Annotated in this window: 30 protein-coding genes and 3 tRNA genes; 28 read left to right on the forward strand and 5 right to left on the reverse strand. The window is 39.5% G+C overall.

Translation table 11 applies throughout. From position 1 onward, the window contains the following. Positions 1–3: 3 nt before the first annotated feature. The 6 genes from G7062_RS05950 (at position 4) to G7062_RS05975 (ending at position 3843) form a co-directional block, all read left to right on the forward strand. Positions 4–1509, forward strand: a complete 1506-nt coding sequence (locus tag G7062_RS05950) for a helicase HerA-like domain-containing protein (RefSeq protein WP_166065006.1) — start codon at positions 4–6, stop codon at positions 1507–1509. Positions 1510–1592: 83 nt separating this feature from the next. Continuing rightward, positions 1593–1895: a PTS sugar transporter subunit IIB gene (locus tag G7062_RS05955; protein ID WP_166065007.1), complete on the forward strand. Its 303-nt coding sequence runs from the start codon at positions 1593–1595 to the stop codon at positions 1893–1895. 55 nt (positions 1896–1950) lie between these two features. Continuing rightward, positions 1951–2367 carry a flavodoxin domain-containing protein gene (locus G7062_RS05960; protein ID WP_166065008.1) on the forward strand — a complete coding sequence of 139 codons (417 nt, stop codon included), beginning with the start codon at positions 1951–1953 and terminating at the stop codon, positions 2365–2367. 280 nt (positions 2368–2647) lie between these two features. Beyond that, entirely contained in the window at positions 2648–3124 is a 477-nt protein-coding gene (gene coaD / locus G7062_RS05965) for a pantetheine-phosphate adenylyltransferase (RefSeq protein WP_166065009.1), read from the forward strand. A gap of 31 nt (positions 3125–3155) precedes the next feature. After that, a tRNA-Arg gene (locus tag G7062_RS05970) sits at positions 3156–3230 on the forward strand. A 94-nt stretch (positions 3231–3324) separates the two neighbouring features. After that, positions 3325–3843: a GNAT family N-acetyltransferase gene (locus tag G7062_RS05975; protein WP_166065010.1), complete on the forward strand. Its 519-nt coding sequence runs from the start codon at positions 3325–3327 to the stop codon at positions 3841–3843. Between the two features lie 53 nt (positions 3844–3896). Here G7062_RS05975 and G7062_RS05980 read toward each other — a convergent pair whose 3' ends face one another. Next, complete coding sequence (locus G7062_RS05980) at positions 3897–4634, reverse strand: ATP-binding cassette domain-containing protein (RefSeq protein ID WP_240915992.1); 738 nt, start codon at positions 4632–4634, stop codon at positions 3897–3899. 172 nt (positions 4635–4806) lie between these two features. Here G7062_RS05980 and G7062_RS05985 point away from each other — a divergent pair, with 172 nt between their 5' ends. From G7062_RS05985 to G7062_RS11505, 4 genes are all read left to right on the forward strand, one after another. After that, entirely contained in the window at positions 4807–5682 is an 876-nt protein-coding gene (locus tag G7062_RS05985) for a helix-turn-helix transcriptional regulator (RefSeq protein ID WP_166065012.1), read from the forward strand. A 90-nt stretch (positions 5683–5772) separates the two neighbouring features. After that, complete coding sequence (locus G7062_RS05990; protein ID WP_166065013.1) at positions 5773–6189, forward strand: hypothetical protein; 417 nt, start codon at positions 5773–5775, stop codon at positions 6187–6189. Between the two features lie 124 nt (positions 6190–6313). Continuing rightward, complete coding sequence (locus tag G7062_RS05995) at positions 6314–6892, forward strand: ADP-ribosylglycohydrolase family protein (RefSeq protein ID WP_256370757.1); 579 nt, start codon at positions 6314–6316, stop codon at positions 6890–6892. 140 nt (positions 6893–7032) lie between these two features. Continuing rightward, positions 7033–7278, forward strand: a complete 246-nt coding sequence (locus G7062_RS11505) for an ADP-ribosylglycohydrolase family protein (RefSeq protein WP_166066081.1) — start codon at positions 7033–7035, stop codon at positions 7276–7278. 47 nt (positions 7279–7325) lie between these two features. Here the strand turns inward: G7062_RS11505 and G7062_RS06005 are convergent, their stop codons facing one another. Beyond that, the gene (locus G7062_RS06005; RefSeq protein WP_166065015.1) at positions 7326–8366 is read right to left on the reverse strand and encodes a VanZ family protein; all 1041 of its coding nucleotides are present in this window, start codon (positions 8364–8366) and stop codon (positions 7326–7328) included. Positions 8367–8475: 109 nt separating this feature from the next. Here G7062_RS06005 and G7062_RS06010 point away from each other — a divergent pair, with 109 nt between their 5' ends. After that, on the forward strand, positions 8476–9306 hold the full coding sequence (locus G7062_RS06010; RefSeq protein ID WP_166065016.1) for a MurR/RpiR family transcriptional regulator: 831 nt from the start codon (positions 8476–8478) through the stop codon (positions 9304–9306). 29 nt (positions 9307–9335) lie between these two features. On the opposite strand, the gene G7062_RS06015 is transcribed toward G7062_RS06010, so the two are convergent. Next, positions 9336–9524, reverse strand: a complete 189-nt coding sequence (locus G7062_RS06015) for a YegP family protein (protein ID WP_166065017.1) — start codon at positions 9522–9524, stop codon at positions 9336–9338. Between the two features lie 112 nt (positions 9525–9636). Beyond that, positions 9637–9721 (reverse strand) — tRNA-Leu (locus G7062_RS06020). A 130-nt stretch (positions 9722–9851) separates the two neighbouring features. On the opposite strand from G7062_RS06020, the gene G7062_RS06025 reads away from it, so the two are divergent. The 6 genes from G7062_RS06025 to G7062_RS06050 all read left to right on the forward strand — a co-directional run bounded on the left by G7062_RS06025 (position 9852) and on the right by G7062_RS06050 (position 14496). Next, a complete protein-coding gene (locus G7062_RS06025; RefSeq protein ID WP_166065018.1) occupies positions 9852–10379 on the forward strand; it encodes a cysteine hydrolase family protein in 528 nt (175 codons plus the stop codon). After that, positions 10379–11377 (forward strand): alpha/beta hydrolase, encoded by a 999-nt coding sequence (locus tag G7062_RS06030; protein ID WP_166065019.1) that lies wholly within the window; start codon positions 10379–10381, stop codon positions 11375–11377. The genes G7062_RS06025 and G7062_RS06030 overlap by 1 nt, the downstream gene beginning before the upstream one ends. 70 nt (positions 11378–11447) lie before the next feature. Next, entirely contained in the window at positions 11448–11924 is a 477-nt protein-coding gene (gene lspA, locus G7062_RS06035) for a signal peptidase II (protein WP_166065020.1), read from the forward strand. Further along, positions 11905–12813: an RluA family pseudouridine synthase gene (locus G7062_RS06040; protein WP_166065021.1), complete on the forward strand. Its 909-nt coding sequence runs from the start codon at positions 11905–11907 to the stop codon at positions 12811–12813. The genes lspA and G7062_RS06040 overlap by 20 nt, the downstream gene beginning before the upstream one ends. Beyond that, positions 12813–14006 carry a rhomboid family intramembrane serine protease gene (locus G7062_RS06045; RefSeq protein WP_166065022.1) on the forward strand — a complete coding sequence of 398 codons (1194 nt, stop codon included), beginning with the start codon at positions 12813–12815 and terminating at the stop codon, positions 14004–14006. The genes G7062_RS06040 and G7062_RS06045 overlap by 1 nt, the downstream gene beginning before the upstream one ends. Positions 14007–14016: 10 nt before the next feature. After that, complete coding sequence (locus G7062_RS06050; protein ID WP_166065023.1) at positions 14017–14496, forward strand: dCMP deaminase family protein; 480 nt, start codon at positions 14017–14019, stop codon at positions 14494–14496. Here G7062_RS06050 and rnhC read toward each other — a convergent pair. After that, positions 14483–15379 carry a ribonuclease HIII gene (rnhC, locus tag G7062_RS06055; RefSeq protein ID WP_166065024.1) on the reverse strand — a complete coding sequence of 299 codons (897 nt, stop codon included), beginning with the start codon at positions 15377–15379 and terminating at the stop codon, positions 14483–14485. The genes G7062_RS06050 and rnhC overlap by 14 nt on opposite strands. A 72-nt stretch (positions 15380–15451) precedes the next feature. On the opposite strand from rnhC, the gene G7062_RS06060 reads away from it, so the two are divergent. From G7062_RS06060 to G7062_RS06110, 11 genes are all read left to right on the forward strand, one after another. Next, positions 15452–16117: a CvpA family protein gene (locus G7062_RS06060; RefSeq protein ID WP_166065025.1), complete on the forward strand. Its 666-nt coding sequence runs from the start codon at positions 15452–15454 to the stop codon at positions 16115–16117. Next, positions 16110–18395, forward strand: coding sequence for an endonuclease MutS2 (locus G7062_RS06065; protein ID WP_166065026.1), 2286 nt, complete (start codon positions 16110–16112; stop codon positions 18393–18395). The genes G7062_RS06060 and G7062_RS06065 overlap by 8 nt, the downstream gene beginning before the upstream one ends. Beyond that, on the forward strand, positions 18395–20170 hold the full coding sequence (gene uvrC / locus G7062_RS06070) for an excinuclease ABC subunit UvrC (RefSeq protein WP_166065027.1): 1776 nt from the start codon (positions 18395–18397) through the stop codon (positions 20168–20170). Before G7062_RS06065 ends, uvrC begins: the two co-directional genes overlap by 1 nt. Next, entirely contained in the window at positions 20157–20897 is a 741-nt protein-coding gene (gene murI / locus G7062_RS06075; RefSeq protein WP_240915927.1) for a glutamate racemase, read from the forward strand. Before uvrC ends, murI begins: the two co-directional genes overlap by 14 nt. Continuing rightward, positions 20898–21365, forward strand: coding sequence for a metallophosphoesterase family protein (locus G7062_RS06080; RefSeq protein ID WP_166065029.1), 468 nt, complete (start codon positions 20898–20900; stop codon positions 21363–21365). A 50-nt stretch (positions 21366–21415) separates the two neighbouring features. Then, positions 21416–21490 (forward strand) — tRNA-Arg (locus G7062_RS06085). A gap of 195 nt (positions 21491–21685) precedes the next feature. Next, positions 21686–22777: an amidohydrolase/deacetylase family metallohydrolase gene (locus G7062_RS06090; RefSeq protein ID WP_166065030.1), complete on the forward strand. Its 1092-nt coding sequence runs from the start codon at positions 21686–21688 to the stop codon at positions 22775–22777. Then, positions 22774–23877, forward strand: a complete 1104-nt coding sequence (locus G7062_RS06095; RefSeq protein ID WP_166065031.1) for a DgaE family pyridoxal phosphate-dependent ammonia lyase — start codon at positions 22774–22776, stop codon at positions 23875–23877. The genes G7062_RS06090 and G7062_RS06095 overlap by 4 nt, the downstream gene beginning before the upstream one ends. A 2-nt stretch (positions 23878–23879) precedes the next feature. Further along, positions 23880–24617 (forward strand): KDGP aldolase family protein, encoded by a 738-nt coding sequence (locus G7062_RS06100; protein ID WP_166065032.1) that lies wholly within the window; start codon positions 23880–23882, stop codon positions 24615–24617. Then, positions 24617–25597, forward strand: a complete 981-nt coding sequence (locus G7062_RS06105) for a sugar kinase (protein ID WP_166065033.1) — start codon at positions 24617–24619, stop codon at positions 25595–25597. The genes G7062_RS06100 and G7062_RS06105 overlap by 1 nt, the downstream gene beginning before the upstream one ends. Positions 25598–25716: 119 nt before the next feature. After that, the gene (locus tag G7062_RS06110; RefSeq protein WP_166065035.1) at positions 25717–26574 is read left to right on the forward strand and encodes a G5 domain-containing protein; all 858 of its coding nucleotides are present in this window, start codon (positions 25717–25719) and stop codon (positions 26572–26574) included. Positions 26575–26700 lie beyond the last annotated feature (126 nt).

The following is a 26700-nucleotide window of genomic DNA, read 5'->3' on the forward strand; positions in this document are numbered from 1 at the left end:
AACATGATTAAAGATGGTAAAATCTGGATTGCACAAAATGATGATTCAGTCTACTTATTTCCGAAACAACTGAATCGTCATGGATTAATTACAGGAGCTACAGGAACGGGTAAAACAGTTACTTTAAAGGTTCTTGTTGAAGCATTGAGTGAACTGGGAGTTCCAACATTTCTTGCAGATATAAAGGGAGATGTTTCTGGACTTGCTGCCATTGGTGTAAGTAATGAAAATGTTGACAAGCGCGTCGAAAAATTTGCAATCAATGATTTTTCACACAAGGCATTTCCGGTTGTGTTTTGGGACATTTTTGGCGAATCTGGAATTCCAATTCGAACAACAATATCCGATATGGGCCCAATCATGCTTTCAAAACTCTTGGAATTAAATGAAACACAAGCAAGTATACTAACACTTCTATTTAAAATTGCGGATGAACAGGGACTGCTTCTATTGGATTTCAAAGACTTAAAAGCAGCACTTGATTTTGTATCAAAAAATGCCAAGGAACTTGAATCTCAATACGGTTATATGTCTTCACAGTCAATCGGTGCGGTTATTCGAAAACTCATTTATCTTGAAGAGCAGGGTGCGGATATTTTCTTTGGTGAACCTGCACTTGATATCTTTGATTGGATTGCCCATGACAGTTCGGGAAAGGGAATCATTAACATACTCCATGCAGTAAAACTCTTCCACACCCCAGTACTCTACGCAACCTTCTTGTTATGGATGCTATCTGAATTATTTGAGATGCTTCCAGAGGTTGGTGATCTTGAAAAGCCCAAAATTGTATTCTTCTTTGACGAAGCACATCTGCTTTTTAAAGATATGCCAAAGAGTCTTATTGATCGCATTGAGTTGGTCGTTAAATTAATCCGTTCAAAAGGTGTCGGAGTCTTTTTTATAACACAAAATCCCGCAGATATTCCAGATATCGTGCTAAGCCAGCTCGGAAACCGTGTCCAACATGCTCTTCGAGCCTATACTCCAGGAGAGCAAAAACAAGTCAAAGCCGCTGCCAATGCATTTCGGGTTAATCCTGCGTTCGATACTGCAACTGTTATTACAGAACTTGCGACCGGTGAGGCGCTGGTATCTTCACTTGATGAAAATGGCATCCCCACGGTTGTTGAACGTGCATTCATACTTCCACCGCAAAGTTTTATGGGTGAGATAGATTCTGCACACCGTACTCAGCTCATCGCAATGAGTCCTTTGAATGCAAAATATCGTGAAGCGATTGATCGCGAATCCGCATTTGAACTTCTCTCTGCAAAACAACTTGAAGCAGAGGAAATGGCACAGCAAGCTGAAAAACAAGCACAGGTAGCGAAACAATTGGCAGATGAGGCAAAAGAAAACGAGAAAGCAAAACGGCAAGCAAAACAAAGCCAAAAAAACAACCCACTCACGAAAGGTTTCAATTCTGCAGTGACTTCAATGGGCCGTGAAATAGGACGTTCAATTGTCAGAGGGATTCTTGGGACCTTTGGTGGAAAGAAACGATAACAAGAAAACGATTGTTAACGCTTTCTTATAGACTCACGTGAATTTAATTGTTATAATGTTGTTGTAGTATCAAGGAGGGTTTTATGAGAAAAATCATTTTACTTTGTTCAGCAGGAATGTCAACAAGTATCTTAGTAACTAAGATGCAAGAAGCAGCTGCAGCACAAAACTACGACGTTGAAATTTCAGCGCATTCAGTTAGCGAAGCATCACGCGTTGGTGCAGATGCAGATATCATTTTGTTAGGACCACAAGTTCGTTTTAACTTGAGCACAGTCCAAAAACAACTTCCTGAGAAACCAATCGAAGTTATCGATATGCGTGCATACGGTACCATGAACGGTGAAGCTGTTATTGCCGAAGTTAAAAAAGTATTAGGTGACTAGTCATAAAAAAATGTTAGGCAACTAACATTTTTTTTAATTTAAAAGGAGTATAGAAATGAAACCAACAATTATTTATTGGACAGGGTCTGGGAATACTCAGATTATTGCGGATGCGATTCAGGAATCCGTTGAAGCGCTCGGTTACGAATGTCCAAGTAATTATGTCAGTGATGTCCAAGCATCAGATGTTGCGGATGCTGATTTGTTCTTTTTAGGATGCCCAGCAATGTCGGGTGAAGATGTCGAAGAATATGAATTCCGTCCATTCCTAGATGACTTAAAGCCATTGATCACTGGAAAGAAAGTCGTCTTATTTGGATCCTATGATTGGGGTGACGGGGAATGGATGATCAATTGGAATCAAGAGATGGTCGATGCAAACATTACAGTTGCTGAGAAAATTCAAGTGCAATGGGAACCAACAGAAGAACAGATAGAAACCATAAAAGCAACTGTAACAAGTCTATTCTAAATGAAAATTCTTTCAAGAATGAAAGAACGGTGTAAATATTTGTAACAAATGATGTAAATTCTGTTGACACATCACTTTTTAAGTGTATAATGTACTTATAGATAGCAAAACTATCTTAATAATACTTGTCCTCAAACGGTGATTCGTTCAACTCTATTTCCTCAATTATGAAACCTAAATTTCCTCCATAAATGTAGAAACGAATCGTCTCCTAATAAAACACACCACAGGGTGTGTTTTATTATGTTTTGTTGTATAATTGTTCAAGAGAGGTATCACTATGAAAGTTATGTATCCTGGCTCCTTTGATCCAATCACAACCGGCCATCTTGATTTAATTGAGCGTTGTTCACGAATGTTTGATGAGGTAATTGTCGCAATAATGGTTAATGAAAGTAAAAGCGGTACGTTCTCAAGAGAAGAACGCTTAGAAATTGCTAACGAATGTGTTGCCCACCTTGATAATGTTACCGTCGAAATTGGAAATGGGCTTACCGCTGATTTTGCCGTTAAACGCAATTGCAACGTTCTTGTCCGCGGTATTCGTGCTGTCATGGATTATGAGTATGAGCTTCAACAAGCAACCGCCAACCGTGTCCTTATTAAAGATCTGGAAACATTGTTTCTGGTTGCAGATCCAAAGTACTCACACATCTCATCATCGGTTGCGCGAGAAGTAGCACGCTATGGTGGTAATTTGGAGGGGTTTGTACCCGCAAATGTTGCTACAAGACTCTACAAATATTATAAGGAATAAACAAAAAGAGTATCTTAGATACTCTATATTTGTCCTCGTAGTAAAACGGATATTACAAGACCCTCCTAAGGTTTAGTTCTAGGTTCGATTCCTAGCGGGGACGCCAAAAAACCGTTAAACGACTCATTATGAGTCGTTTTTACTTGAATTCTCACTAAGGTGTTATAAAATTAGTATACAAATAGGAAGGTGAGTCCTGTATGAGAAAATATCTTCTTGAAACGAAACGCATTGGATTTTCAACGTGGCATCAGGATGATTTATATCTTGCGCAATCGCTGTGGGGAAATCCAGGTGTAACACAGTTTATTGTTGCTAACGGTATTATGGATGAAGCGGCAATTCACAAGCGTCTTTATGATGAGATTACGATGTTTATGAATTTTGGAATTCAATATTATCCAATCTTTGAGTTGGACAGCGGCATGTTTATAGGATGCTGTGGAGTACGTCCATACGCAGATAAACAAAATACTTTTGAAGTGGGTGTTCATCTTTGTGAATCCAGTTGGGGCCAAGGATTCGCTCGTGAAGCCGTTACAGGCATAATTGACTATGCGACAGAAACCCTAGGGATTGCAAATATCGTTGCCGGTCACCATCCAAATAATATGGGTTCACAGACGCTACTTAAGTCAGTTGGATTTGTATATCAGACTGAAGTCTTGTATCCTCCTACTGGGTTGTATCATCCGCTGTACTCGCTAGAGATAAAGTAAACGGAAGGCAAGATTATTGTGCAATCTTGCCTTTTTTATATTCAGTTGAACTTTTAATCAATGGTGCTTGAAATATCTTGTATTCCGCTGTTATGCTCGAAAATGCTTCCTTTAGCAATGGTGATATAAGTATTACAAACCGATGCAGCAGCAGTTATTGATGTTGTTGTGAGAATAATGGTTATCTTGAGTTTTTGAATTACGAACAAGAGTTTCTTCAGTGCAAGTGTATCGTTTGGAAAGGCATCGATATCTATGAATAAAAGAGTGGGACGTTGTAGTACAGCACAAATGATAGCGAACCCAAGTTGTTGTGAGTATGAAAGTGAGCTTACAGATTGAGATGTGTCTTCGAGCTGTATCGAATCAAGAAGAATTAGGATTGAGTGTGGATCAAGCGATTGTTCGGTGGTAATGTTTGCCAAGACTTGTGCAATCGAGAGTTTAGAATTAATATGAATAGAGTCCATCAGAATTCCGATTTTTTCATGAAGTGAAGCATCCCATAGATCAATGGGCTTTCCAAGAATTGAAATAATACCGCTTGTTGCCACGAGTTGTCCAGTTAGCAATTTAATGATTGTTGTTTTTCCTGCCTTAGCTGGACCGACAATTCCGAAAATCTCACCCCTCAATACCTTAAAGGTGAGGTTGTTAATTGCAAAGGAATCAGAAAGTGGGCGAGTAAGATGGTGGGAGGACAAGATTGGTCTTGCCATAGTGTTACGTACAACGGGTTTTTCGGGCATATAGATATTTATCATTGAAATCATCAAATCTTTAAATACCATCTTCACAGCACCTCTTTCGCTAAATGTCTTTTAGATATCGTATCAAATTCACAAGGTTAGTGGTTGTAGCATAAATTATACTTGTTTTTGAAAGAAATAATCATCAAAATAGTTGAAACCATAAAGAATACTTAACGTTACATGTTAAAATAAAAGATATTTGGAGGTAAACATGAGCGCATTCGGTCTAACATTTAAAGAAATACGTCAAGAAAAGAACTATAACTTAAAAGAGGTCGCTGCTGATATTGTTTCAGTAACGACGCTTTCGACGTTTGAAAACGGTCATACAGATATTAAACTTTCTAATTTTATGCGCTTACTCAATCGCATTAACTGTACCTTCGATGAGTTTTCATTTCGATTCAAGGGCGAGGCAATCTTTGATATCAATCGTCTTATAAAGGAGTTTATTGACGTGGGCGGCAATCGCAATGATAATGGCGCCAAACTTCGCAAGAGTCGGCATTATGCGAAATTATACGATGAATTTGGTATTGATACATTTAATCATATGGCCATTCTCTTCGAATTTTACGGATCGAAGGCAGCCTTAAATGATTTTGAAAAAGTCGATGTAATTAAGAACTATCTTAAGCGCGTTGAGTCCTGGGATAAATATGAAATTTTCTTATTTCATTGCATGTCCTTTACATTCACACCGGATGAACTCATTGATTTTAACCGTTACTTTCTACGCGTTACAAAGAACTATAAAGTATCTCCCAGCGTTGATGTTGGTGAAATTATATTGAATCAGAGTCTTACGTTTGTTCGTAATGAATCGTTTGAACATGCACAAAGGATGCTTGATTACTTTCATGAGGTTGTCCCTGATTTTGATTTTACAAATCATGGTCTCATGCTTTTATCATCTTTCATAAAGGGCTTAATTATGATTTCAACGGGTGACGCTTCGGGAAAGGTTCTTTGCGATCAGTATGTAGATGTTTTAAATTTGGATTCGAGTCTTACAGAAACGAGCAATCAGATGTTGTTTTGGCTTGATCGTGCACAATTATATGCACAAGAGAATGCCATTTCTTAGTTTGAAAGTCTTTCCCCCTTGAATGCTTCATAGATAAATCATCCAATTTTCTGTATAATATGAAAGTAATACCCCTTTAGGAGGAACATAATGAAAAAAATATTACCAATTTTAGCAACGCTATTGGTTTTGGTTGGATGTAGTAGTGGTTCAAAAGGAACGACAACTGTTTGTACAGCAGATGAGAAAGTTGATTTCATGCCTCATGAATACACATTTATACATGACGAAGACTTGTTGAAGCAAATGAATGTTAAGATTAACATTGTTGCGCCATCAAAGGATGAAGCAGATGCGTTTGTGAAGGAACTTGAAGGTGAGACTGAGGATTATGGTTTTACAGTTGAGCGTCTATCTGATTTAGAATTCCAAATGCTTTACACCTTAGATGCAGAAAAAGATGCTCAAGATATTGCCAGTATGATTAGTGATGGAAGAGATATCAAAGATATAAAAATCAGTGAGACTATTGCAGACTTTGAAGCAAATAACTTTACGTGTAAGTAACAAAGCATGCTAAGATGTAAATAATTTAGGCTATTACTTGTATAGAGTGATAGCTTTTCTGTACTACTAATCATTAATTTAAGGAAAGAATCACGATTGAATCAATGAAGGCATGTGTTTTTGGATGGCAATAGGAGATGCAATGGGATATGCCTTTGCATTTGATCGTTTGATAGACCTGCAATCAATTAATGATGGGGAGAGGCTCTCTTTTAGGTATATACGAAGGATGGGGGATTTTGTTGTGTCGGATGATACTCAAATGTCACTCTTTACATTCTCGGGGATTATGGATCATCCCGAATCGCCCTTTGCTTCAATTTATCAATCCTATCTTGATTGGGATTGGACACTGCTGAAAGTTATTAACACGCGAACACAAATAACGCATAACAATAAATCGTGGTTGCTTGAAGAATCAAGAATGATTGTGAGCAGGGCTCCGGGCATTACATGCATGAATGCTTTGGGGTCAGGAGTCATGGGGACTATTGAAAATCGAATCAATGATAGCAAAGGGTGTGGTTGTGTGATGAGGATTGCGCCCATAGCCCTCTACTATTCCCATGATACAACCTATAGTATTCACGAGATAAGTACACTTTGTGTTTGTGCTTCAGCAATCACGCATGGTCATGATTTGAGCATGCTTGCTTCCTATCATCTAGGATCACTTCTTGCACGTATGGTTCGTGTGCCATAGAAAGAGCTCGCACTCGTTGTTCAAGAAGCTGTGGATGCTACTGAAAATGGTTTTGAGAGTGCGTCGTGGTTAGAATATAGAGATTTACTGCGCAATGCTATTGCTGCATCGGGAAACCAAGAAGATGATATTATTAATAAATCGAAACTGGGAGAGGGTGGGTTGCCGAAGAAGCAATCGCAATCTATGTTGCACTGCGGTATCAAGACGATATTATCTCAGCCTATGAAGTGGCGATTTATCATGATGAAGACGGTGATTCTACAGGTTCCATTTTGGGCAATATCCTTGGAACTTATTTATCGTTTGAAGCACTCCCGAAGGCAATGGTTGCAGCATTGGATATTGGGGACATCACCGAGCGTCTCATTAATGATGCACCCTAAGAAAAAGAGACACCCGCTACTTATAGAGTGTCGCTTTTCTGTTTCAGTTAAGGTTTTGGTATAAATTCAATGCGACCGCGACCTATTTTCACAAAACGTGAATTGTTGGTTTCAGTCACAAAGTAATACCGTGAGCTGGCATGCCGTGTTTTCCACGATACGCTAAAATCACAGGAATTACCGCTTTCTTGACCAGGCTCGAGAATCAATTGACAGGTTGGTATTTTTCCATAAGAAATATCAAAAACCAGATACTTCTCAAATAATGAAATTGTAGGTGTTGTTGCTGTGACCTCAGAGAGTTCAGTTCGTTTTTGAGAATCAAACGTCCCACTCAATGTGACGGTGCCAGCCTCAAAAGACTGAAACCTCCCGAAATCCTTACCCGATGTACGCAAACCGCGCTGTTTTAGGTTGTAATCATAGTCATCGGCGAACACATTTGCAAAGCTTGCGATAAAGACGAATGCAGAAATAAAAGAGAGACAAAGGACGACGATGCGTCGCTTGAAGAGTTCATGGCGATCTGTGAAGCGAAAGAGTCTTTGTACAACAATTATAAATAGACTGTAGCCAACCATGCCGCCGAGCGTATTCGTGATAATGTCGGTTACATCGAAATAACGAATGATGGCACCAGTACTCAACGAGAGAAGCAGTTGAAGGCATTCAATTGTGGCTGAAAATATAAAAGAGGCAATCGTTGTTCGTTTAAAGTTGAATCGATTTGAGATAGCTGGGAGAAAGATTCCAAAAGGGGCCATCATCAAAATATTAAGCAAAGGTTCCTTCAAGTCTTTTAAAGCGGTAATGTTAGAAAATGGAACAAGATTTATTGGCTGTAAATAAGGATTATCGATGGGGAAATTGACTTTGATATCCAATAAAGCGATAGGATTTAGCGGCAAAGGGAAAAATGTTAAATCGATGATTTTAAAAGTGTATACAGCAAATAGTAATATCAATAGTCTGCGTTTAAAATCGATTTTTCGAGTAAAGAAGAGTAAAATAAGCATAAATAAAATGTAGAGAAAGAAACCTGAGTTTAAGAATACTGCATATTGGTTGTCTAGAATTGTTTGTAACATAGTGCCACCTCTTAAGGAAAGTATATATGATGATTGAATTATTGCAAATTGTAAATCGAAAAATATAATGATACTATGATAGAAAGAAATCCCTAAGATGAGGTAAACAATGAGAAAACAAATGCGTGTATTGGATGCTCTTGAGAATTATCGTGATGAGTATACAATGACAGAAATTAAACTTGTAGATTTTATCATTAAAAACCCACAAAAAGTAGTGGGAATGTCAATACAATCACTGGCAGAGCAGGCAGATTCTAGTCCATCTGCTGTGAGTCGTCTTTGCAAGAAGATTGGAGTAGAAAGTTTTCAAACCTTCAAAGTGATGTTGTCGAGTGAACTTGCGAAACATAGTTATAAGTCGGCGGATGAACTCCTTGACATATCGAAGCCGCAAGAAGCAAAAAATGAACTATTGCGTTCAGCATTTATGGCGATGAATCAAACTACGCAAGATTTGGAACAAAATGAACTGGATGCTCTTGCAGTTGTGATTCATAAATCGAAAGTAGTTTTCGTATGTGGTGATGGATTCTCATCATTAGCCGCTGATAATATAGTGCAGAAGTGGGCACGTCTTGGGAAAGTAGTGTTTACGGTGCATGATCATGGTGTTGACCGTGTTAATATGTACTCTCATCGAGAGGATGCCATTTTCATTGCGGTTTCAAATTCAGGAAATTCTTCTAAAATTTTGGAACTCTTACTTTTTGCTAAGAGCATTGGATTTAAAACAATGGGTATTACACGTCGTGGTGAAAGTCGTATTGCGCGAAATAGTGATTATAACTTGTACACCGCTCCGGTTAGTGTTGAGCCTACGGCGTTAACCAACTCTGTCTATGCACAATTTATGGCGATTGACTTATTATACAGTACGTACGTAACTAAATATAATCTACTTGATCATCTCGTTCTTTCTGATCGTTATCAAAAGTAACACCAAACATAAGGTTCGGTGTTACTTTTTTAGTCTTCGTCTGTAAGGTCTTGAACTTCAGTTTCAGGGCTTAATCCAGCCTTGATTGACTCTATTGTTTTCTTTGCTGATGCTTTTGTTGTGTACATCTGACTTTGCGCAACCACCTCGTGGTTTCCTGCCTTTAAAACAAAATAATATGTACCTGCTTTTGCACTTTGCTTTACTTGAAAATACATATGTTCCATCCCCTTTCGTTGATATTATTATACCAACTAAAATAGAGTGGGGAAACACATATACACTAAGATAAATAAAAAACCGGAAATTAATCCGGTCTAAATTTACAATTGGTGCACCAAATAAGATTTGAACTTACACGGGTTGCCCCACACGCCCCTCAAGCGTGCGCGTCTACCGATTCCGCCACTGGTGCAATTGCTTATGTATTATATCATCACACATGGCGAGATACAAGCCAAAATTTACGTTTTGTGATATCGAAGTGTGTAAACATTGTTGCGAAATCGTGGAGTGTGATATTATAGGTTTAGTGAGGTGGGTTTATGAGAAAACTATATCTGGTTGTTGATGTGCAAAATGATTTTGTTACAGGAAGCCTGGGTTTTAAGAAAGCGGAACGTGTTGTTGCTGCGATAGAGAAAAAACTATTGAATCTAAGGGCGGACGATGCTTTGATTTTTACTCGAGATACCCATCACGAAGATTATCTACAAACTCAAGAAGGTCTACATTTGCCTGTTGAACATTGTATTAAAGGAACAAAAGGGTGGGAAATCGTGGATGCATTGCAACCCTATGTGTCGCGTGCAGAACAAATATTCGATAAACCAACATTTGGGTCACACGAACTTGGAGTTTATCTCCATAACAATTCGTTTGATGAAATTGAAATAATGGGGCTTGTGTCAAATATTTGTGTTATCTCCAATGCTGTTATCGCAAAGGCAGCACTCCCGGAAGCGCGTATTGTCGTCGATCGCATGTGTACATCCAGTGCCGATGAAAAACTGGATGCTGAAACAATGAATGTAATGGAAGGATTCCAAGTGGAAATTATTGGGAATATATAATGAAAAAAATTCTGAAAGTTATTGGTATATTTCTTTTGGCGATTGTTGTGTTGATCACGTCATTGGGGATTTTTGCTTATTTTAGTGCCTATCCGACATCAATGCTCATTCGAAAATTATTTGAAGGCGGTATTGCAGTTGAACCAACGAATTATGCAGAAATTGTTGAAAAAGTCGATATTACGCTTGATTTAAGCTATGACTCAACTGAAAAATCAAACACGTTTGATTTAATCAAACCCAAGAATGCTACAGGGAAAGAACCGTTGATCATTTGGGTTCATGGTGGTGCTTTTGTTGGGGGTGATAAGCAAGATGTTCTTGAGTATGCAGTGCAAATTGCAGCTGAAGGTTTCGCAGTGGCGAGTATGAATTATCGCTTGGCTCCAGAAGCAACGTTTCCCTCGCCGCTGAATCAATTGGGTGAGATGTATCAATATATTATTGGTAATGAAAAAACGTTGGGTGTCAGTGCTGATACATTAATTCTTGCTGGCGATTCTGCCGGAGCGCACATTGTGTCCCAATTTGTTATGGTTCAAAATGATCCAGCTTATGCAAATCAGCTCAATCTGTCACCGGTTATGGAAAAAGGTAACGTTGCGGGAATGGTGTTGTTATGTGGTCCTTATGATTTACAAGGCCTTGCAACCATGATGGGCGATTCGTGGATTATGAATTTCTTTGCAGAACGTCTTGCGTGGGCATACCTTGGCGATAAGACATGGCGTACCAATGGTATGCTGGATAAAATGTCTATCATACCCCACGTAACAAAAGATTTTCCAACCAGTTTCATTTCCGATGGAAATAAAGGAACCTTTACAGAGGATGGTATGGCACTTCGGGATCGCTTACGCGAGTTGGGAGTACCTGTGACGGATGCATTCTATGATATTAGTGTTGAAGAGTTGCAACATGAGTATCAATTCAAGATGGATTTGGAATCATCACAAAAGACAATGACGAAGTTAATTGCATTTCTGAAAGGGATATAGTACGATACTATGTCCTTTTTTAATGCATGAGTGGTGATGTCATGCTATAATAAGACAAAGCGAGGATTTTATGAAAAAGTTATTAAGCATATTGAGTTTAGCTGTCATCGCAGTAGATTTATGGTCAAAAAGTTGGATTGAAAGTACATTGAACTTGGGTGAATCGATGACGATAATCCCTGGTTTTTTTAAGTTACATTATATTAGAAACTTTGGAGGAGGTTGGAGTATTCTCGAAGGACATCAATGGATTTTCTTGGTGCTTACACCACTTGTATGTTTGGGATTAATTTACTATTTCTTTTTCAAAGAGAACGACCCTTTGCATTTGCTGGCAATTGCCGCAATATTTGCTGGGGCAGCGGGTAACTTGTTTGACCGATTGGTCTTTGGTTATGTCCGTGATATGTTTTCATTCAATATTTTTGGGTATGATTTCCCCGTTTTCAACGTCGCCGATATGGCAGTAGTATTTGGCGTGATGATCGTAATATTTATACTGATACGCGAAGAAGTGAGGGCGAAACATGAAAAAATTAATGATTGATGAACAATTTGAGGGCATGAGACTGGATCAGTACATGGCGTTGGTATTAGAAGACTATTCACGAAACGTTATTCAAACGTGGATTGAAGATGGAAAAATAACGGTAAATGATAAAACTGTCAAACGGAATCATCGACTTAAAGAAGAAGATGTCATTGCATATGTAATTACTGAGGCAGACACTACCATAACTCCAGTGGCAATGGATTTGGATATTGTTTATGAGGATGATCATATTATGGTTGTCAACAAACCAAAAGGTTTGATTGTCCACCCATCGCCATCAACATTGAACCAGCCAACGTTGGTTCATGGCTTGCTAGCACACACAACACAGTTGAGTGATTGTAATGGAGAATTGCGCCCAGGGATTGTGCATCGAATTGACAAGGATACTTCAGGTCTTCTTGTGGTCGCAAAGACTAATGAAGCACACGAGATTCTTGTGGAAGATTTAAAACAACGTAAAATATCAAGAGAATACTTAGCAGTTGTCCACCATCCGTTTCCACATCAAAGTGCGACAGTAGATGCGCCCATTGGTCGTGATCCACGCAGTCGTCAACGCATGGCTGTAACGGATAAAAATAGTAAGGAAGCCATTACGCACCTGTTCCTCGTTGAAAAATTCAACGACTACAGTATCTTACGTGCAAAACTGGATACGGGACGAACACATCAAATTCGTGTTCACTGTAGTTACATCAAGCATCCAATTGTTGGTGATCAAACGTATAGTTATAAGAATACAATGGACACACAAGGGCAATGCTTGCATGCGTTTAAGCTAAAGCTTAACCATCCAATTACGAAAGAAGTATTGGAGTTTGAATGTGAAATGCCTCAGGTCATGAAAGATGCGATTGAGGAGATTAGGAGGCTGGATTAGTGGATAACAAACAGTACGGAGCTTGGATTATTGAGCTCTCTAATTACTTTATTAAAAATTATGGCTATCAATTAATAACAATGTCAAAAAATAATGATGAAATATGGATTGTGAATGCAGAAAATAAAACAACGCCAATTATTATGATAACGACCCAACCGACACAAAACCTCCAAAGAGATGTTGTCGGAAAGCATCGTGAGTCATTGGCAATTGTATTCAAAACGCAACCAATAGGTCTCAACATATCGGTTAATGCAGAAAGCCTTTTAATGGATGAGTACAACGTTCTTGTGAGTGAGGGTGTGAAGTCAGACTCTTTAACGCTTTCTCAATTTACGGGCATTTCCAGTGTCTTAAAAAACACAGGAAATCCTGAACGCTCTTTAACACGCGCTGTAATGGACTTGCGAAAGACGATGAATCGCTCGCAAAAGAAAGCACGTTTAAAATTCTTCCCAGGATCAACAGCGATTTCTATTGTTGCAGTTGCGATGTTTACGGTTATCTCATTGCTTGCACTTAACGGTATTGAGTATGACTTTGCGGCAATCATGATGGGTGGCTTCTACAAACGCTTTGTTGTGGATGCTTTTGAGATTTGGAGATTTATAACGTCAGCGTTTGTTCATGTTGATTTATTCCATCTTTTACTCAGTCTCATGGCATTGCGTAATATGGCTGCGATTTTAGAACCAACGCTCGGATGGAAGAAGTTTGTGACAATATTCTTTAGTGGAATTTTTGTTGGGAATATCTTTCTCTTTATTGCCGAAGATACCTTGATTGGTATCGGAATGGGCGGCGGATTGTTTGCGCTTTTAGGCGCATTACTTGTCTATCTTTATGAAACACAAGGGTATCGCAATCCGCGGATTTTGAGTCAGATGACCTCAGTATTCTTTGTAAATATATTCCTAACACTTATTCCCGGTGTTAGTGGCATGTCACTGTTAGGTGGGCTCTTTATTGGAGTGCTCTTTGGGTTTATGTTTTCACGTCGTAATGACTGGTTGTTATTGCGAAAAGGGTTGCGTATTATGGTTCCAGTATTTGTAATTGCACTTGTTGCAGTTATGCTTACACGACGTGTTCCAGCAGTTGAGTCAGCCATTGATAAAGGTGTTATTGCGTCATGGCGCGACCTAGGATTCACGTGGTACAGTGATCATTTATCAAATCTATTAAAATAGGAGGCATATGATGTCAAAACGTAAAGATGTAATTTCATGGGATGAGTATTTTATGGGACTCGCACATTTATCGGCAAAACGATCTAAAGATCCATCAACACAAGTGGGTGCTGCGATTGTTGACAATCGCAATAAAATTGTTGGAATTGGGTACAATGGCTTTCCCACAGGTGTGAGTGATGATGAATTCCCTTGGGAACGTGAAGGTGATTCATTGGAAACAAAATATCTGTATGTCGTTCATGCAGAACTCAATGCAATATTAAATGCAACCACATCACTGCATGGTTGCACTATTTACGTATCATTATTCCCTTGCAATGAATGTGCAAAGGCGATTGTTCAAAGTGGTATTCGCGAAATTGTCTATGAAGATGACAAGTATGCCCACACTGACTCAGTGATTGCTTCAAAACGCATGCTTGATCAAGCTGGAGTCAAACTCAGACAACTCGCACAACCAATTACAGTTGAGGTTATTCGTCCTTAAGGATGCGTTCTGTATTTACAAAGTGAACCTTGGCAACGTCATCAAGCAATGCTGCACCGTGTTGGGCAACAAAATCACGTCCTGCCTGATCAACATGTGGTCCAGCACCTTTTGGAAAGACAAAATTGAATTTCTCACTGAGCTTATCGAAGTAATCTAAAAAGGCATAGCGCGCTATGATGGCGCCACAAGCAACAGCAATGAATTTATTCTCAGCTTTTGTCTCAAAACGTAATTGTCGAAAGACTTCGGATTCATTCTTCAGTGCTTTGTAGTAACTCGCTTCAGGCATGAACTGATCAATCACACATAAGTCAGGCAGTGTATATTTCTTGGCGAGATTGAGGTACGCTTGATTGTGTAGTTTTGCCTTGATAACATTCATATTCATCGTTTGATGAATGTGATTGTATTTACGGTTATCGAGAACAAGCAAGCTATAATCGAGAACGTCCATGAGAATTGGCGCCAGTGTTCGAACTTTATCATCTGTCAATTGTTTACTGTCTACGATATCTTTCACAGGTATTTGTTGGTAGTTCTCAACCGATACTATGGCAGCACATACGGTAACGGGTCCAAAGTAATCTCCAGTTCCGACTTCGTCAGACCCTGCCATGGCAATCTGACCTTGAGGAATGTCATGTGGTGTAGACACTGCTTTCGATGGAGCTGAAACAGAATCTGTGTAATTCATAGCGTGAAATTCGGCAGCTTCGCCTTGAAAAACAACTTTACCACTGGTATAAGCTGTTATGGATACATCCGTTCCTTTGATTTGAAACTCAGTATACTGAATGTCATAACGAATTGGATACTTTTGGTATCGCTTCTTTAATTCAGCGATTTGATTTTTGGTTAATTTTACGGTTATAGTTGTCATACTATTAATATAGACTATTTAAAGTTGAATAACAATTTTTTTTACATTATGATATTTAAAAGGAGTGATACTATGTTTAAATTTCCTGTTGAGTGGATGCTCTACGTCAATATAATTATTGCGCTATGGTTCCTTGTTGATCTTTACCGAGGCTATAAGCGTGGTCTCTTACTACAACTTGTGGACATTGTTGGAACCTTTGTTTCACTCTTCGCAGCATGGATATTATCACCGATATTTGTGAAAGTCTACGCATTTGTTCAGATTGAAGGCAATGGCTTTATATCGATCAATCAACTTGTAGGACATCAAATAAATCGTTTGATCTGGTTTGCGATTCTCTTTGTGGTGATTCGCGTAGCCTTGCTAATCGTGACGCCGTTGGCATCATTTGTTTCGAAAATGCCACTTATAAAACAAGTGAATTCCGCAGTTGGTGGTGTTTTCTCAGTTGTCTTCTTCCTTGTGAAGATGATGTTGGTTATTGTCTTTCTATCGACACCTGTTGTTAAAAATGGTCAAGAGATTGTTGAAAACTCATGGCTCAAACATGTCGATTCATTTACACGACCAATTATGGCGACGGTTGATGATTTCATGATTCGCAATGAAGCGATTCAAACAATAATTCTCGAACAAAAACTCCCTAAAGAACAAGAAAAAGCATTAACGGAGTGGTTGTTCAAAAATGGTTTTACTGAAAAAGAAATAAAGGAGTTCTTAAATAAATATGAATAATATATCGTCTCGACTCGAGTTCGATAAAGTCTTGGAAAGGATTGCATTTCATGCATCCTTTTCGTTGGGTAAGGAGAGGGTACTCGAAACAGAGCCTTCTTTTTCTGCTTTAATTGTACGCCGAGATCTCGCCCGTGCTAAAGATGCACTGCAATTGGTTATCACAAATGGTGGTGTTTCATTTGCGGGAATTACTGATGTAAGCTATCCGCTTGGATTTGCTGGCAAAGGTGGCGTACTTGGTGTTGATGAAATCGTTGATGTGGGAAGATTCCTACAAGGCATTGAACGATTGAAGAAACAATTTAAAACAGTAGAAGGCAGTTATCCAGCCTTAGAAGACCTTTTCGAAAGTCTTGTCATTAATGAATCATTGCTTAAGCATATCGAACATGCATTTGGTGAGCAAGGCGAAGTCTTAGATCGTGCGAGTTCTGAATTGAGTTCAATCCGACGTTCTATTTCATCGCTGGAAGCCAATATTGAAAAACAAACTCAGGATTTCCTTGTTAAAAACAAAGCGATGTTAAGTGAAGCTGTTGTTTCACTCCAACATGGTCGCAAAACATTCTTGATCAAGCCTTCTGAGAAAAATAAAATGGATGGAACAATTTATGGTGAATCGGCCAGTGGTCAATCAATCTATTTTGAACCGGCCTTTTTATCGCGTTTACAAAATGAGTTGCAAAGCCTTCGCCATCGTGAAGCGGATGAAATTGAACGTATCTGTCGCGAAGCATCGATGCGAATTGCCGAAGATGCGGACCAACTTGAAGCTGACTTGGAAACCGTTGCAATACTTGATGCTATTTTTGCCAAGGCAGAATGGGGGAAACGCAATGATGCAGTTGTAGCGACTTTAACCACCGATACACTAAAACTTGTTAAAGCACGCCACCCTTTGATTGATCCCAAAACAGTCGTAGCGAATACATACGAATTGTCACCACCCCATAAAATGATTTTAATCAGTGGGCCTAATACAGGTGGAAAGTCAGTCTCTCTTAAGACTATTGGTCTTTCATTGATGCTGGCCCTTTCAGGGTGTCCAATTTGTGCAGAAGAAGCACAAGTGATGCTGGTCGATCAAATTTTTGTTGATATCGGAGATCAGCAGTCTATTGAAAAGTCGCTGTCATCATTCTCAGCACATATGCAAACCATGACAACGGTAAGTGAGCGTGCTACGGCGAAGTCTATCGTCTTGCTTGATGAACTTGGCTCACAAACAGATCCTCTTGAAGGCGAAAGTCTTTCAATGGCGATTCTTGATCACTTCCGCGAGGTTGGATGCTGGGTTGTTGCAACAACACACTTTTCACGATTGAAGAAGTATGGAACCCAACATGATAATATTCTGATTGCAAGTGTGGAATTTGACTTGCAAAACCTGAAGCCAACATACCGCTACCGTGAGAACATCATGGGAGAGTCCAATGCATTCGCAATTGCAAAACGTTTGGGTCTTAATGGTGATATCATTGATCAAGCCTTTAAGTACAAACAAGAAGGGCAATATGAAGCGGATCATCTTTTAGAAATTCTTGAAACGAAAATTAAAGAACAAGATGACCTTAAAGAAGCACTGAATCGACGTGAGCAAGAAATTGCTGACATGAGAGAATCAGTGGAGGTTGAACGTGTACAGTTGGAACGTGAGTTTGTGCAGAAGCGTGAACAAATGATTGAAGAGAATGAGCAATACCTCGAAACAATGCTTCAAGAGGCTGAGAAGCAATTGGAAGTTCTCAATAAGACAAACCGTCCCGATGTCCGTCAAAAAGCAGTTAAAGAAATTCAATCAATGCAACGGGAAATTGTTGATGAAACCATTAAAGTAGGGGATCGTGTTCAATTGAAATCAACCAATCAAGTCGGAGTGGTTGACAGTATTGAGAAGAAAACAGCCTATGTTACCATTGGTTCACTTAAGGTCAGTGTTGATTTGAATAAGTTAACTCGCGTTGCAGGACCTGCAAAGAAAGTAAAACCGAAACCACAACGTTCCCATTCAGTCAGCGCTCACTCATCATTTAAGACAGAGTTGAATTTGATTGGAATGCGGGTGGCAGAAGCAATTCCGCAAATCGATAAGTTTATCGATGATGCAATTGTAAACAAAGTGTATCAATTTAGAATCATTCACGGACACGGGACTGGCCAACTGCGAAATGCAGTCCATGACCGTTTACGCCGCAATAAAAGTGTTGCATCCTTTGAGTTAGGCTCATTGGGTGAAGGTGGAACAGGAGCTACAGTTGTAAAACTCAAACAATAATGAAAAGTAAAACAGTTGAAGAAAAATTAGCGCTCTTACCAACAGAACCTGGGTGCTACATGATGAAGGACAAAAATGGGGAAATCATTTATGTCGGTAAAGCCAAAAAGCTTAAAAACCGCGTGAGTTCCTATTTTGTGGGTGCTCATGATTATAAGACTACAAAAATGGTTGCTCAGATTGCTGATTTTGACATCATCATTACTTCAACTGAGAAAGAATCACTCATTCTAGAAATTAATTTAATTAAAGAACACAGGCCGCGTTTCAACATTCTCTTTATGGATGATAAATCATATCCCTATTTGAAAGTTAGCCGAACAGGGAAACCTGAGGTCATTGTATCCCGTGATAAGAAACATTCACCGAAATTTGTTTATTTTGGACCCTATCCTGATGCAACTGCTGCACGTGAGATGGCCAGTGTGCTCAATGATTCAATTCCAAGTGATGATGGGACTCTTTTGCCCAATACTCAGGCCATATATGCGAGTTTTAATCGTACGCAAAAGAAATATACCGAAGCAGAACTTAATGATTGGCGTCAAAATGTCATCAGTATCTTAAATGGAAATTCGAAGGCTTTTTTTGATGAACTTGAGCGTAAAATGCATGAAGCGAGTCATGACATGAATTTTGAACTTGCCCAAAACTACAAAGATAAGTTGCAAGCAATTGAGTATATTAGTGATCGTCAACAAGTGCAGTTCAGTCGCAACGAACACTTTGATATGTTTCATTATGCATATTATCAAGGGTACATTGCGATTGTCGGATTATTCGTGCGTGCGGGGCGTCTTTTGGAACGAAGTATGGCAGTTGAAGCAAGTCTGGAAGAGCCAGAGGATGCATTTGTATCTTTTATTGCTCAGTACTACCAGCATCAACCGAAATCAAAGCAGATATACGTTCCCGAGTCGATAAATAATGAAGACGTTTCGATGGTCATCGGTGCACCCGTTAGTTATGCTCAACGCGGAAAAAAACGAGCCCTCCTCGAAATTGCTGCCAAAAATGCCCAGCAACAATTGGATGATCAATTCCAGTTACTGCGGGCTCGTCAACAATTTAAAGATGAAGCATTGGTTCGTTTGAGTTCTGTTCTTGGATTCACAGAAACAATTCACCGTATTGAAGTATTTGATAACTCACACATATCGGGAACCTTTGCTGTTTCAGCATGCGTTGTATTTGATGATGGTGAACCCAATAAGTCTCAATACCGCCGTTATCGCTTGAATCAAGGAAATGATGATGTTGCATCCATGAAGGAAGTCTTATACCGTCGCTATTTTAGAATCTTAAAAGAAGGTGGAATCTTCCCAGATTTAATTCTTGTTGATGGTGGAAAACCACAACTGAATGCTGCCTTAGAAATCATGGACATGCTGGACTTAGATATTACTGTCGCAGGTCTTGTTAAAGATGACAGACACCGCACCCATGCTCTTTTGCGAAGCGATGGTAAAGAGATCGACATTGATAAGAGTTCGTCGCTATTCGCGCTTATGACACACATGCAAGACGAGGTGCATCGTTATGTTATTGGATACCACCGTCTGCTCCGTAAAAAGGCAATGACAAAATCAATTCTTGATGAGGTACCCGGTCTGGGACCCAAGCGACAAAAACAACTCTACAAAGAGTTTGGATCATTACGAGGGATTCGCAATGCAAGTAAAGAAACTTTAAAAACAATCCTTCCAAGTGAAGTTGCCGAAGAACTTTATGATATAATTCATATAGATTGGGATGATTACAATGAAAAAAATTGAGACTCTGGGTGTGTTTGATTCCGGATTGGGTGGGTATAGTGTTTATCAGGATTTGCGCCACGCTTTTCCGAAATTAAACATGGTACTCTATGCAGACCAAAAAAATGCACCGTATGGCAATCGAAGCCATGAAGCCATTACCGAACTTGCTCGCCAAGCAATGCAGTGGTTCTTAGGAAAAGGAATCGAAGATGTGCTCATTGCATGTAATACTGTATCTGCTGTTGCTTTAGATACACTGCGTCACGATTTCCCGACACTCAATATTTATGGGATTATTGAATTAACGGTCTCACAAATTGTGCCGAGCGATGATGGTGTAGTTGGTGTTGTATCGACGAAAGCAACATACGATTCCAAAGCGTATGAGCGTAATTTGAAATCTATTGGGCAACAGCATGTTCAATCAATGTCGCTTGATCAATTGGTGCCGATTATTGAAGGCATGGAATCTGCCGATGCGTATCTGGAAGTAATGTTACCGAAACTGGGAAATATCACACACCTGATTCTTGCGTGTACTCACTATCCGTTGGTTACAGACGCGTTCCAAAAATATACCACTGCAATAATTTTAGACTCCCAACAACCGATACGCGATATGTTACGTCCTGTTATCAATGAAACACAAGGTATGTGTGAAATTTATACAACTGGGGATCCCCAAGCGATGAAAAAACAACTGTTCAAGCTCTTTAACTCAAAAGAAAGTGTGCGAGGTATTTAGATGGAATTTATAGTCGTAAGTGATAATCATGGAAAGACAGCTGAACTTGAAGCAATCCTAGCGCTATACCCAAATGCTGCAGGATTTATTCATTGTGGAGATAGTGAGATGAATCCCAAAGATCTTACAAGTTTTCATGTGGTAACAGGTAACAACGATTACTACTACACATTTCCAGATGAACTTGTTGTTGATTTTGAAGGGGTGCGTATCTATTTTACGCACAGCCACAAATTAAGATTTGGGAAAACAATCGAAGATTTGGTTGCCCGTGCTAAAGCGAAAAATTGCACGATTGCCTGCTATGGGCATACACACCGTTTTGATGATAGTGTTGTAGATGGGATTCAAATCATCAACCCAGGATCACTTTATTACAATCGCGATGGCAGCCAACCAAGTTATGCTCGCGTTGTCGTTGATGCGGGTAAAATAACCGTAGAAAAACTATTTGCAAGAGATTTGTAAAAGAGATTGTAATACCAACGACTATTTGTTATTATAATAGACGTTGTTATGTCTTCGTAGCTCAGTGGATAGAGCACGCGCCTTCTAAGCGTGTGGCCGGGGTTCAAATCCCTCCGAGGACGCCAATTATAAGAATAAGCCTACTTTAAAGTAGGTTTTTTTATGCTTCAATACCAGCGGTTGGGATTGCTTCATAGTAAAAACAGACACATAATTTACTTTTGTAAGTTCTAAAAGAAGTTAACAAATCAAGCGCTAAAAACTATAAAAAGGAGACCGACTGTGGTATTATTATAATGTTATAAGTTAGGAGTGATACGATGCTTCACTTAATAAATGGACAAACCTTAAACAACGAACCAATCGAGGTTCTCGTTGACAATGAAACCATTGTTGCCATAGCACCCAAAATTGAAGGTGACTACGAAGAAGTTTATGATTTACAAGGACGCTTTATTTCTGCTGGTTGGATTGATATGCATACCCATTGTTATGAACGATTTGATTTGTACTACGACGATGCAGATGAGGTAGGATATAAAACAGGTGTAACGAGTGTTGTTGATGCTGGAACGACTGGTGCTGATGATATTGATCAATTCTATCAAGATTCACAAAGTAAGATTACCCGAGTATTTGCACTTTTGAATATTTCAAAGCTTGGAATCAAGCAGCAGGATGAATTATCGGACATGCATAACATTGATGACGCACGTGTTGCGGATGTATTAAAACGTTATCCTCATTTTGTGATTGGACTTAAGGCAAGAATGAGTGCCTCGGTCATTGGAAATAATGGGATTAAACCACTCGATCGTGCAAAGACAATGAATCGTTTGCATCAAGTCCCACTTATGGTTCACATTGGTTCAAATCCCCCGCTCTTAGTTGAAATTCTTGAGCGATTGGAGGCTGGAGACATTGTAACCCATATTTTCAATGGGAAGGACAATGGCATTCTTAATGAATTTGGAAAAGTTCGTCACGAGGTAATCGATGCACACAATCGGGGTGTAATCTTTGATATCGGTCACGGACGAGACAGTTTTGATTTTGATGTCGCACAACAAGCATTTAAAGAATGTGTGTTTTGCGATACAATAAGTAGTGACATATATCATGAGAATCGAAAAAGAGGACCGGTATACGATCTTGCCACAACCATGAACAAAATGTTAACCATTGGATACAGTCCAATTGATGTAATCTCTATGGTAACCTCAGTGCCAGCACGTGTGATGCATTTGAATCACTTGGGTTTGCTTGAAAAAGGAAAGACTGCGGATATTACCATATTTACGTTGGACACACTGAACCAGCAATTGGTTGATTCAAATGGATCCACACGAGAGACAACCCATGGGTTCAAACCAGTTGGAGTTGTCGTGAAAGGGAAGGTGTACGAGTTATGAGTCAAACACTACGTGAGAAGTTAAAACTCAATCAAGTTATTAATGCATCTGGGAAAATGACAATTTTGGGCGGTTCAAAACTCCAAAAACACGTATTAGATGCGATGAATGATGGTGCTGGAAACTTTTATGTTATTGCAGATTTAATGGATGCTGCCAATACATATTTGAGTGACCTTTACGGATTGCCAAATGCATGGATTGTTTCCTCAGCATCTTCTGGTATTGCACAAAGTGTGGGTGCAGCAATTGCGAAAGACAATTACAATGCAATTATGAATCCCTACTTAAGCACACTCACAAAACGAGAAATTGTGATTGCGAAGGGTCATATCGTTGACTACGGAACCTCAATTGAAGTTCCAATCCGTATGGGTGGTGGTGCTATTGTTGAAGTGGGATATGCAAATGCATGTACGCTTGAACAATTTGCAGCGGGAATCAATGAAAATACGGCAGCATTGCTGTATGTGAAATCTCACCATGCCGTTCAAAAAGGAATGCCATCAGTGTCTCAAATTGTTGCATTGGGAAATGAGCGCAAGATCCCTGTGATTGTTGATGCGGCTGCAGAAGGCGATCTCAAACATTATATTGATTTGGGAGCAGATGCCGTTATTTACAGCGGTACCAAAACATTTGAAGGCCCAACATCGGGTGTTGTCGTTGTTAAGGACACATTCCTTCCTTATCTCAAATTACAAGGAAAAGGAATTGGACGGGTAATGAAGGTTGGTAAGGAAGGTGTGTTTGGATTGCTGGGTGCTTTGGAAGCTTATGCACATGCAAAGCCAGAATCCATTGCGTCTCAAATTGAACGTATGACTCCGTTCATCGATGCAGTAAATAAAATTGAGGGCATTCATGCGAAACCAATTCAAGATGGGGCAGGGCGCCCAATTATGCGCATCGAAATTGCGTTTGATTTGCCTTTGGACGCTGTATCGATTCGCGAACACTTAAAATCGGGCAATCCGCAAATATACACGCGTGATTATCGCGCCAATGAAGGATTTTTGGAAATTGATATCCGCGATGTTACCGGAGATGACTTAAATACAATTGAGCAACGATTGCGTACAATTACAAAAGGAGAATGAATATGAACTTAAAAGCAAAATACTTTAATGACCGCGTTTGCCTGAACGTACTGACAAATTCAGTTGAGAATGCAAAAGCAATTTACGATGCATCAGAAGGGCACGTACTTGTTGGAATTTTATCGAAGAACTATCCATCGGTCGATGAGGCTGTTACAGATATGAAACGTTACCAAGATGTTATTGATAATGCAATTTCAGTTGGTTTGGGTGCAGGGGATCCTGGGCAATGGAAAATGGTCGCTGAGATATCTCAAATAATTCAACCACAACACATCAACCAAGCTTGTACGGCAACGGGATATACCCGAGCACTTGTTGGACAAGAAGAGACAATAATTAACAGTATGATTTCGCCATCAGGACGTGTAGGCTACGTAAACATGGCAACAGGAATTCTAAGTCGAGAACAAACCCCGACTGAAGTCCCGGTTCGTACAGCCATCCAAATGATTAAAGAAATGGGTGCAAACTCCATTAAGTTCTTTCCTATGAAAGGACTAAGTACACGTGATGAATATGTGGAAGTTTGTAAAGCTGTTGCGGAACTTGACTTTATGATGGAACCAACGGGAGGGATCGATTTGGATAATTTCGAAGAAATTGTTCAAATTGCGCTTGATGCTGGTGTAAAGCGTGTTATTCCTCATGTTTACTCATCAATCATTGATGCAGAAACCGGTGCGACACGCATTGAGGATGTCGAAGCTTTGTACGAAATTATTAAGAAGATTGCATAATGACAAAGATCGTTGCTTTCGGTGAGGTGATGTTGCGACTGATGCCAGAAGGTCATAAAGAACTCACTCAGACTCACCATTTAAATGCGATGTATACCGGAACGGGTGTCAACATACTTGCGGGTTTGTATCAATTAGGGTATCAGGCTGCGCTTTTGACGTGTTTGCCAGATAACCGTGTCGGCTTTGCTGCTGCAAGCAGTTTACGTGCCTTAGGAATTCATGATGACCTTGTGTTCTACGAAGGAAATCATTTAGGAGCTTATTTCTTGGAGATGGGTTTTGGTTCTCGTTCTTCAAAAGTAACGTATATGAATCGAACTCACAGTTCTTTTGCACTGGCAGATTACAGTAATTTAGATTATGATTCGATCTTGAACGGAATTGATGCATTGCATGTTTGTGGCATTGCTTTCATTAATGATACGACATTTGATGCTGCACTAAATCTTGCGCTTGAAGCAAGACGCCGGAGTATTGAGGTTATCTTTGATTGCAATTTTAGACCCTCATTATGGGATGATCGCAAACTTGCTGACTCGCAAGCTATGTACGATGCAATGTTAGCACAAGCTACGATTGTCTTTGCAGGAATTCAAGATGCTACCAAGCTGACATCCATAAAGGAAATAAAGAGTAATGCTGAAGCGCTTAGCCATTTCCGCAATCATTATGGAATCAAAACCCTCTTTGGTACCAATCGCAGCGATAATCGATTGCAAGGATTTATGATCAATGACAATGGTTATACTGAAAGCAAATGGTACACACTGGATGTATTAGATCGTATTGGGGCTGGAGATGGTTTTGCGACCGGTGCAATTTACACACAATTCGAGACGTACTCTGATAAAGATGCAGTTGAATTTGCATGTGCAGCGGGCGTGCTTGCACATACAATTCATGGTGATAGCTTTATATTATCAAAAAGCGATATTGAAAATGTTGTCAACAACACAATACCAGATGTAATTAGATAGCTTTGGCTATCTTTTTTCTTGGGCATTTTTAAGCACTTCTTTGTGTGAAAATGCTATTATGAAAATACGCCGTTCCATGTTTTAACTGTGATATATAATATACAGGAGGAACATGATTCATGACAAAGAGAACCCTATGGATTTGTATTATAACGATCATGGTGTTAACTTTAGATTTTACTGTATCCGGTTCAGTGAAGGGTAATGTGGATAAACCAAATACAGTTCAAGCATTGGAACGCGATGGAACTGAGGATGTGTCATCTAAGAAAAGTGATAAAGCCAATGTTCCGGTCAAAAATGAATCAGGGACGCCTGCAGTCTCCCACGTAAAGCATGCAGTCGAAAAGCGTGTTGAAGAGAAACTGATTCAAGAGACATTTGCCTATGAAACAGAATATCGTGATGATGAAACACTTGCTAAAGGTGAAACCCGTATTGTACAAGCAGGTGTAGCAGGTATCGTGGATGTAAGATACCGTGACTATTACGAAAATAATGTTTTTGTGGGTACAGAGGTAGTGTCACGCGAGATTTCTGAAGAAGCAATTCCAGAAATATTACTCGTAGGAACCAAAGAAGGTGTGGTTGAGCCTGCACCAACAACGGGTGAATTGGATTTAACGCTTGCACAAAACATGTTTGCACAAATGAATACAGAGCGTCGCAATGCTGGTTTGCAAGAACTTCAATGGTCATCGACATTGTATGAATATGCAATAATTCGTGCACGCGAGATTGCCATTAAATTTGCCCATGAGCGCCCAGATGGAAGTTCGTGGGATAGCATAAATCCTGATTTGATTTATGCAGAGAATCTTGCAACGCGTGCATTCAGTGTTGATGCTGCAATGCAAGGATTCATGGAGTCCCCAACACACCATGCTAATGTTTTATCGCCGTTTCCGATGGGCGCTGTTGCTGTTTTTAAACACAGTAATGGTGAGTGGTTTTGGGTCCAATTGTATGGATACTAAAAAAGAACGACCCAATTGTCGTTCTTTTGTTTGTGTGATTGTTTTTCATGTGAAGGAGAGACACCCTCTAAGATACACAATACACGCTTGCTAGCTACTCAATTAAACCACTGTAAGCGCATAATG

This window comes from Erysipelothrix sp. HDW6C (genome assembly GCF_011299615.1).
Taxonomy (GTDB): domain Bacteria; phylum Bacillota_I; class Bacilli_A; order Erysipelotrichales; family Erysipelotrichaceae; genus Erysipelothrix.

Excerpts from the sequence above, each read along its gene's own strand:
- G7062_RS06090 (WP_166065030.1), top strand. The coding sequence starts at position 21,686 with ATGCTTCACTTAATAAATGGACAAACCTTAAACAACGAACCAATCGAG.
- G7062_RS06095 (WP_166065031.1), top strand. The coding sequence starts at position 22,774 with ATGAGTCAAACACTACGTGAGAAGTTAAAACTCAATCAAGTTATTAAT.
- G7062_RS05960 (WP_166065008.1), top strand. The coding sequence starts at position 1,951 with ATGAAACCAACAATTATTTATTGGACAGGGTCTGGGAATACTCAGATT.
- lspA (WP_166065020.1), top strand. The coding sequence starts at position 11,448 with ATGAAAAAGTTATTAAGCATATTGAGTTTAGCTGTCATCGCAGTAGAT.
- G7062_RS06065 (WP_166065026.1), top strand. The coding sequence starts at position 16,110 with ATGAATAATATATCGTCTCGACTCGAGTTCGATAAAGTCTTGGAAAGG.
- G7062_RS05955 (WP_166065007.1), top strand. The coding sequence starts at position 1,593 with ATGAGAAAAATCATTTTACTTTGTTCAGCAGGAATGTCAACAAGTATC.
- G7062_RS06105 (WP_166065033.1), top strand. The coding sequence starts at position 24,617 with ATGACAAAGATCGTTGCTTTCGGTGAGGTGATGTTGCGACTGATGCCA.
- G7062_RS06100 (WP_166065032.1), top strand. The coding sequence starts at position 23,880 with ATGAACTTAAAAGCAAAATACTTTAATGACCGCGTTTGCCTGAACGTA.
- coaD (WP_166065009.1), top strand. The coding sequence starts at position 2,648 with ATGAAAGTTATGTATCCTGGCTCCTTTGATCCAATCACAACCGGCCAT.
- G7062_RS06015 (WP_166065017.1), bottom strand. The coding sequence starts at position 9,524 with ATGTATTTTCAAGTAAAGCAAAGTGCAAAAGCAGGTACATATTATTTT.
- G7062_RS05975 (WP_166065010.1), top strand. The coding sequence starts at position 3,325 with ATGAGAAAATATCTTCTTGAAACGAAACGCATTGGATTTTCAACGTGG.
- G7062_RS06110 (WP_166065035.1), top strand. The coding sequence starts at position 25,717 with ATGACAAAGAGAACCCTATGGATTTGTATTATAACGATCATGGTGTTA.
- G7062_RS05950 (WP_166065006.1), top strand. The coding sequence starts at position 4 with ATGATTAAAGATGGTAAAATCTGGATTGCACAAAATGATGATTCAGTC.
- G7062_RS05990 (WP_166065013.1), top strand. The coding sequence starts at position 5,773 with ATGAAAAAAATATTACCAATTTTAGCAACGCTATTGGTTTTGGTTGGA.
- G7062_RS05995 (WP_256370757.1), top strand. The coding sequence starts at position 6,314 with ATGGCAATAGGAGATGCAATGGGATATGCCTTTGCATTTGATCGTTTG.
- G7062_RS06010 (WP_166065016.1), top strand. The coding sequence starts at position 8,476 with ATGAGAAAACAAATGCGTGTATTGGATGCTCTTGAGAATTATCGTGAT.
- uvrC (WP_166065027.1), top strand. The coding sequence starts at position 18,395 with ATGAAAAGTAAAACAGTTGAAGAAAAATTAGCGCTCTTACCAACAGAA.
- G7062_RS06025 (WP_166065018.1), top strand. The coding sequence starts at position 9,852 with ATGAGAAAACTATATCTGGTTGTTGATGTGCAAAATGATTTTGTTACA.
- G7062_RS06080 (WP_166065029.1), top strand. The coding sequence starts at position 20,898 with ATGGAATTTATAGTCGTAAGTGATAATCATGGAAAGACAGCTGAACTT.
- murI (WP_240915927.1), top strand. The coding sequence starts at position 20,157 with ATGAAAAAAATTGAGACTCTGGGTGTGTTTGATTCCGGATTGGGTGGG.
- G7062_RS06060 (WP_166065025.1), top strand. The coding sequence starts at position 15,452 with ATGTTTAAATTTCCTGTTGAGTGGATGCTCTACGTCAATATAATTATT.
- G7062_RS06050 (WP_166065023.1), top strand. The coding sequence starts at position 14,017 with ATGTCAAAACGTAAAGATGTAATTTCATGGGATGAGTATTTTATGGGA.
- G7062_RS06030 (WP_166065019.1), top strand. The coding sequence starts at position 10,379 with ATGAAAAAAATTCTGAAAGTTATTGGTATATTTCTTTTGGCGATTGTT.
- rnhC (WP_166065024.1), bottom strand. The coding sequence starts at position 15,379 with ATGACAACTATAACCGTAAAATTAACCAAAAATCAAATCGCTGAATTA.
- G7062_RS05980 (WP_240915992.1), bottom strand. The coding sequence starts at position 4,634 with ATGGTATTTAAAGATTTGATGATTTCAATGATAAATATCTATATGCCC.
- G7062_RS06005 (WP_166065015.1), bottom strand. The coding sequence starts at position 8,366 with ATGTTACAAACAATTCTAGACAACCAATATGCAGTATTCTTAAACTCA.
- G7062_RS05985 (WP_166065012.1), top strand. The coding sequence starts at position 4,807 with ATGAGCGCATTCGGTCTAACATTTAAAGAAATACGTCAAGAAAAGAAC.
- G7062_RS06040 (WP_166065021.1), top strand. The coding sequence starts at position 11,905 with ATGAAAAAATTAATGATTGATGAACAATTTGAGGGCATGAGACTGGAT.